The organism is Pseudoflavonifractor phocaeensis, assembly GCF_016901735.1.
In the GTDB taxonomy this organism is placed as follows: domain Bacteria; phylum Bacillota; class Clostridia; order Oscillospirales; family Oscillospiraceae; genus Pseudoflavonifractor_A.
This window is the reverse complement of the sequence record NZ_JACLZC010000005.1, coordinates 66,206-73,367: the sequence shown is the minus strand read 5'-3', so window position 1 is coordinate 73,367 and position 7,162 is coordinate 66,206. Positions and strand designations below refer to the sequence as shown.

General features: G+C 48.1%; 3 protein-coding genes and 1 pseudogene. 1 reads left to right on the top strand and 3 read right to left on the bottom strand.

Annotation, left to right across the window (positions count from 1 at the left end; genetic code table 11):
* A pseudogene (locus tag H7U37_RS02420) lies at positions 1 to 87 on the top strand (IS5/IS1182 family transposase); the annotation flags it as partial.
* 53 nt (positions 88 to 140) lie between these two features.
* On the opposite strand, the gene H7U37_RS02415 reads toward H7U37_RS02420, so the two are convergent.
* From H7U37_RS02415 to H7U37_RS02405, 3 genes are all read right to left on the bottom strand, one after another.
* Positions 141 to 2,003 (bottom strand): UvrD-helicase domain-containing protein, encoded by a 1,863-nt coding sequence (locus H7U37_RS02415; RefSeq protein WP_204873307.1) that lies wholly within the window; start codon positions 2,001 to 2,003, stop codon positions 141 to 143.
* The gene (locus tag H7U37_RS02410) at positions 2,000 to 3,844 is read right to left on the bottom strand and encodes an ATP-dependent nuclease (RefSeq protein WP_204873306.1); all 1,845 of its coding nucleotides are present in this window, start codon (positions 3,842 to 3,844) and stop codon (positions 2,000 to 2,002) included. The genes H7U37_RS02415 and H7U37_RS02410 overlap by 4 nt, the downstream gene beginning before the upstream one ends.
* 194 nt (positions 3,845 to 4,038) lie before the next feature.
* Positions 4,039 to 7,158 carry a type I restriction endonuclease subunit R gene (locus H7U37_RS02405; RefSeq protein ID WP_204873305.1) on the bottom strand — a complete coding sequence of 1,040 codons (3,120 nt, stop codon included), beginning with the start codon at positions 7,156 to 7,158 and terminating at the stop codon, positions 4,039 to 4,041.
* Positions 7,159 to 7,162: the final 4 nt, after the last annotated feature.

The window sequence follows — 7,162 nt, the reverse complement described above, 5'->3', positions numbered from 1 at the left end:
GCCACGCGATATGCTAAAAATACAGCATCTTTTCTCGCCGCAGTGCAAATTCGTTGCATTGCTATTTGGTGCGCCGTTTTAGCCTGAACTTGTGTACACACTATTTAGAGAATACAATAATTTTCCCAGTGCCCGAGGGACTACGATTTATCGCTGTTGAGATTTATCAATCCCAGTTTTTCTAATTCCCGTCTTTGAACATCCGTAAGCCTCTTAACTCCCCAACACAATAGGTAGCGTGGACGTGTGCTAGCCACATAACCTATTCTTCCGGATTCGTCCTCAGAGTCTAACCAACTCTCCCAAAACCCTGTTTTCCATCGGCCATCCGGTGAAGATAGTAACAACACTGCATCAAATGTACCGCCCTTAACCGAATGGATAGTCTCAACACGCATTTGTTCTTCTTCAGTCAATATTATCCGGCAAATTTGCTGCTTTGCGGTCCCGTTAGGGGTTCGGATCGTTATCTCAGGCAGGCTCTGCCCTATGGTGTTAAGATGATGTGCGATGACACCAATAACTCTCTCTTTGTTTTTTGAATACCATGAGCCGTAAGTCAACTCATCCACGGTTGTCATCGCAGGATCGGAGCATAGTTCAACAAGAATATTTCTAAGCAACAATCTCCAGTACACCGCGTTCGGGCATACCTCGTCCGAGTAATAGTAGTTGTTGCTTTTTCCATGAAACCCCATCCATCTCTGCAGTTGATATCCAAGCAGGCTTAGAGCTGTTTGCCGCGCTACAGGCTCATTTTGTTGCCATAGCTGGATGGCGTTTATCACGGGATGCGTCTTGTGGTCATTGGAAGGTATATGACTTAGCTTTTGCTTTGCAGTTTGCGTCCTAACAAGGACGACAGCATCTTTGATTGGTATGTCAAATCTATTGAGCGTATCGGTAAAAGCCATAATTGCATCTTTCTCGTCATCGTCATACTCCACATAGCAACAATCATAATCGCCACATTTACTCTCTACGGAACCTGAGATTGGGTAGTCTATCCCACCCATCTTTCGAGAAAAATCAACGATTTTCTGCGTGCTTCTAAAGTTTGCACTTAAACGTCTAGTCTCGAAGCGGTGGGCTTCAATATGTGCTTTATACTGCTCAGGACAGGCATCCTTGAACGAGTAAATAGCCTGATGAAGATCTCCTATGTAATGGACAACTGTACCTGCACTAATCAGAAGAGAAAGAATGCCTAGTTCGCTGGCAGATAAATCTTGACACTCGTCGACAAGAATTACAGGAAACTTCCGAGCAATATAACGGCAAATTGTTTCATCGTGAAGGCACTTGCGCGCAATTAGGTTCATATCTTCAAAAGTAGCAAAGCCGTCACTCCAAAACTTTAATTTGCATGCATTTGCTTGTTCGATTAACTGCCTTGGGTTGCCAGCATACAATTCTGTTAAGCGCTGAGCAGTTTCTTTTTGCTTAACATACCATTTTCTGCTGCTAGCTCTATAATTGAGTTGATTTGCGTAAATTGTCTGCTGTGGGAGATAGAAGTCCAATTTATAGTTTTTAAGCCACTGGTTACTATATAGGTTTATATCAGAATCCACGACTCTAAACGACTTATCTGCCCTGTCCTCTGGTATGTGACAAAACTTGTAACCAAAACGCTGCGCGATGTGTCCGTGAACAAAACTGGAGAATGTGCCAATGAAGTGATTGGACGGAACAGGCTTGCCGTAAAATGAGGAAACCCGATCCGTGATGGTTGCGGTCGCCTCATTTGTAAAAGTTAAAACGGCAATTCCGGTTTGTCGGGAGCTCCACCTGCAGATCTCATAAGCCGCTTTAAGCCCCAGCACCTCAGTTTTTCCGCTTCCCGCACAAGCCTCTAAATAGATGCACTGATCTATCGGAGAAAGGATATAGTCTAGCTGTTCGTCAGTTTTCTCATCTATTCGCTCTTTCGCTTGTTGAGTGAATATCTTACCGGCAGACAGCACTTCAGTAAGTTTCTCAATTTTTTCGTCCCTTGTCACAATGATTTTCCTCCACAGGCCCAAAGAACGGCATTAGAGATATAGTCTGGTACTACAAAATCATCCGTGATTGTTTCGGCCAAAGCATAGGCAAAGGCACCTTTTCCAATCTGATCGCTTTCTATGTGCTCATAGATATATTTTGCATCTTTTGCCAAAAGAGACAGATCTTTGTACTCGGTCTCTCTGCCAATAATTTTATTCAATTCGGCACACACAGTTCCTTTATCCGTAGGCCAGATAGACTTTAAAACAGTCGCTAAAAGCTTGGGGTTGTATGTAGCGAGATCATACTCAAAAGTTTTCAACGGCGACACAAAAAGTCTTGTCCACTGATTATTATCAATTTCAGCTTTTGATTCAACGATAGGGTTCTTACTTTCTACATCCGTATCTTTCTCAGGATAGATAACATTGTCAGAAGCATCTTTGCCGGGATCCCTATCTGTCAAGCCGGAACAGAATATTGGAATGTCAGGGCCGGAAGACCCCTGAAAATTGCCGAACAACTTCATGAAGTACTGAAAGTTGATGCCATTGATATTGATTACAGAAACGCCCATCTCATCAAGTGTAGAGGCTAATCGCATAGGCTCCTCTTGTCCCTGGTTATATTTTTTCAGAACGATCCCTGCGAGCTTTGGCAACACGAGAGCTTCCGCAATTCCCTCGACCAAAATGATTCCTCGTGAGAAAAGCATGGTGGACTTAGTAACATCCAGCCATCGGTTAATATAATTTTCCGCATTCGTATCAGCAAATTCCTTCTGTCCTATCATTGTGGAGACAATCTGGTTTTCTTTCCCCACCAAATGAATCAACTTGTCTATCTTCACGGAAGATGCCAGTACCGGCGAATGTGTAGAAACGATGACCTGTGCATTGGGAAGTGTAGAAACCAGTGCTTCAAGATATTTGATAAACTTTACCTGCAACTGCGGATGAAGGTGGGCCTCGGGTTCTTCGATAAGGAGGATCGTAAAAATGTCAGAGTCCTTAATCAACTCAAGCTCGGCAAATACCGTAGCAATGTAGAGCAGGTTGTTATACCCCAGGCTGTTAGTGGCCAAATCTCTAAACTTCGCAATATCCGTTTCCCCGGTATGCGGAAAGAAAACCATGCGGATATTTTCTATAATCCGATTAAAGGTTGTTTCAGAAAATTGCAGATTTACGCTCTGGCCAAGTTTCTTACCTAATGCATCCACAATTTTTCCGTTAATGGATGCCTTTACATCTTGAATTTCAGTGTACTTATCATCCTTATTCTGCACGATATTATTGTTAAATTCAGCAACGCTATCCACGAGAGATCCTGTGTTGTCTCCGTATTTCTTTTTTAGAAGCCACGCCAGTCTGGAGCGTCTGCCAGCAGAAAGCCTAGCTTCTGCATCGCGCAATGGCGGAAGGTAAATGCATTCAACCCTATCAAATGTATCTTCTTCAAAAATGCTGGCCGTCGATTCTCCACCCCAGTATTTCCGTTTCATTGCACCGGGCTTTGTTGGGTTCTCCGTAATACGAAGATGCAGATGTGCGTTAAAGTCGGCGTTGCACCAAGACAAAAAAGTGATTTTCTCGTCTTCGGTTAACCCGGTCAACAACGCATCGATCTCGATTGTATCTGCAGTATAAGACCTATCCAATGAGCAATAGAAATCGTCCGGAGAACAAGCATAATTTGATTCTGGTTCGCGGAAGAGGAGACGAAGAGCATTTATAACGGCAGTTTTCCCGCAGCCGTTTTCTCCGAGCAGGACATTTAGACCTCTGCCCAGCGAGATTTCAGATTTTTCGCGAGTATTTTTATACCCTTGAATAGATAATTGGGAAATATACATCTTATCAGTCTCCTCATAAGTAATGCGGATAACTAAAACCGCACCACTTCTCTCAATGCATTGTTTGAGTTGCTATTTTCGCCTGAGCGGCGGACTTTTTAGCCCGTAAAGGTTCGAATAATCCCAGTCTGTTGGGAAAGTTCTTTGCTGTCTTTCCCGACAGACTGCACTATGGTCGCCTCCCGATTCCCGCTTTACCCCACATCGAATCCGCCGCTTAAAATAAACTGTCTGAGAATGGTGTCGATCTTGGCGGGGATGCGGAATGGCTTAATCGGCTTACCCTCAGTGCGCTCAAAGTAGCCCCGTGCAATGTCGCGATCCACGGTGCTCTTTAGCTTATCAAAAAGGCCAAATTCGTTGATATTCTCTGTTGTGACGTGGCGGTTCATGAAATCCCGCAGTTGCTTTTCGTCCACGCCTATGGCCAGCGCAAAGCGATGGATCCGGTCGTTACGCGCTTCCGCCTGATACTCAGTGATATAATCCGAGAGCGTTTTATTATCTTCCACGGGTTTATTGCCTCTCTGGACATCAAGCAAAAACATGTGCGCATATTTTTGTTCTTCTTGAGACAAAACCGCAAAGGATTTGTGCAGCTCATTCAGGACATCGGCAGTTTCCACGCCATCCTGCAGTGCTTTGAGGAATTTCTTGAAACGGGAGTTCATGTACGCCTTGTCGATCGCGCCGGTATTGATTTCAGTGAGATAGGGATCAATCTCATACGGCACGTCTTCCATTCCACCGCTTCCGCCGTCACGAAACAGCTCTTTGTAGCGCATGGCCAACACAAGGTACGCGGTCTCATCGAAGTGCATCTTGACGCTATGCTTACCCGCCTCTGTCTTAAATTCGTACTCCAACTGCCCCCAAGTGAATCCTTGTACCTGAGCCGCCTCCAGATAATCGTTGAACTGCTTAAACAGCTTGGCAAAGCGGGCTTTCTCAGTCGGTTCCCCGGGGAGAGCTTCAAAATTCTTCACGCCCGCTGTTGCAAATAGAGCAGCAATGTCGTCAAAAGTCTCGTTCAGCTTGGTAAGATTTTTCTCCAGCTTACTGGCGAACAGTCCCAGGGGCTTGTCCCCGGAATAGAGCTTAAAGGCTGCTTCCACGTTGCGAGCCATCGAATGCGGATAGCGGTAGTAACGGATAATCCCAAAGGGCTTTTCCGGGCCAAACAGGCGGTTGGTGCGGGAGAATGCCTGGATCAGGTGCTCATAGGTCAGGACTTTATCCAAATAGAGTGTATTGACCCATTTGGAATCGAAGCCGGTCAGCATCTGATCTACTACGATCAGAAGATCGATCTGCTGCTCCGGTGTCCGTTCAATCCCCACATAGGGCTTCTTGTGCGCCAGCCGCAGGGAAACATCTTTCTTGTATGACGCATAGGTGGCCATGCGGAACTTCTGGTCATAGCGTTCATTGTAGTCCTTCAGCATCTTTATGACCGCATCTTCCTTGAGAGCTGCGTCGTCCGTGTTGTCGATATTCTGGTCAAACAGCGCAGCGACCTTAAGCTCCGGGCAGAGCTCACAGAAGAGATCATAATATTGGATAGCTTCCGGAATGCTGCTGGTGGCAAAGATCGCGTGGAAACGCCCGCCCCGGCTGAGGGTCATCCAGTGGTCACGGATATCCTGCACGACGGCAGTCCGGTGTTTTTCGCGCTTATACTGGGATTTCGGAATGTAGTCCTCAATTCCCTTGAACCATTTCCCGTCATCCTGCAGATACCCGGCCATGGGAACCTGGGTGGTGTCCATAAAGCGATAGTAAATTGCTTCCTTTTTCGGATTGCCAAACACCTCTGCCTCGGTGGCGGCTTTGGCCTGCGCCAGAGCGACGGCCTTGCGCAGATCCGTATCTTTGTAGGTCAGGACCATGGTGGGATCAAAGCCCAGGACATTCTTGTCGCGAATGCCATCGGCAATGCTGTAGCGATGGAGCTCGTCGCCGAATACATCGGTCGTGGTGCTCAGCTTCTTCTGGTTCTCATCGTGAATCGGCGTGCCGGTAAACCCGAAGAACATTGCGCCGGGGAAAGTTTCCTTAATCGTACGGAGCATGTCGCCAAACACATCCCGGTGCGCCTCATCCACAATGAAGACCAGGCGCTTGCGGTTGATCAGCTCGATGTCCTTGGCCTTATAGCCGCCCTCCTCCTCGATGCGGCTCATCTTCTGGATGGAGGTCACGATCAGCGTATTTGCCGGATCGTCGCTTTTGAGCTTGGCGATCAGGACGCCGGTGTTCTCGGTAGCCTGGACGGAGTCGGCGTCATCGGCGAAGCCACGGTATTCCCGGAGCGACTGCGTACCCAGCTCGATCCGGTCAACCAGAAAAACAACCTTATCCGCATCGCCGGAATTGGCAATGAGCTGCGCGGATTTGAAGCTGGTGAGGGTCTTGCCGGAACCGGTGGTGTGCCAGATATATCCGCCCCGCTGGCCGGGATCCTGCCATTTCCGGCGGGCGACCTTGTCGGAGATCGCGCTGGCGGCATAATACTGATAGCTGCGCATGACCTTCAGGGTGTTGTCCGTGTCATCGGCCACCGTATAGAAGCCAATCAGCTGGTGTGCCATCGGGATGGAGAGCAGGTTGGAGGCGATGGACTGCCAGTGATTGATTGGCTCGTTGTTGAAGTCCGCCCAGTGGAAATAATAGTCCGAATTAAACTTGCCGTCCGGGCCGGGATTGGCGAAATACAAGGTTTCGTTCGGCTCCATGGCCACAAAAACCTGCACCAGAGAGAACAGCCCGGTGAACACACCTTCATGGGCGTACTTCTCGATCTGATAACATGCCTGACTCACCGGGACGCCGCTTTTCTTGAGTTCCACATGGATGACTGGCATGCCGTTGATCAGCAGCATGAAATCTCCCCGGCGGTCGCTGGCAAGGGGCGACTTGGCTCGGAAGACGGGCTGCTGCGCGATCTGATACCGACTCTGCCCGGCGGCGATCTCCTGCCGGTCGTAGATTTTCAGGCTGATCTCCCGGCCAAAGTGGAGGGGATCCGCCGGATTATCCCGCTTGATGGTGACGGTCTTGCCGTTGATGAAGCCATTGAGCTTGAGGGGAGTGCGCAGGGTTTTGATCTGTTCCATGATCTGATCCATTTCGCCGGTGGTGAGAGGCGCGTCGTTCAACCGGTCGATGCCCCGGTTGTTCTCAAAGAGGATGTTGGCCCAGTTTTGGAGCAAGTCCTGCTCCGTCGGATAGCGCAGCACCTCCGCCTCCCAGCCCTTGTCGAACAGGAGGGTGATCAATGCATTTTCAAAATCTGATTCTCTGTTAAATACCATCGCT

Excerpts from the sequence above, each read along its gene's own strand:
- H7U37_RS02410 (WP_204873306.1), bottom strand. The coding sequence starts at position 3,844 with ATGTATATTTCCCAATTATCTATTCAAGGGTATAAAAATACTCGCGAA.
- H7U37_RS02405 (WP_204873305.1), bottom strand. The coding sequence starts at position 7,158 with ATGGTATTTAACAGAGAATCAGATTTTGAAAATGCATTGATCACCCTC.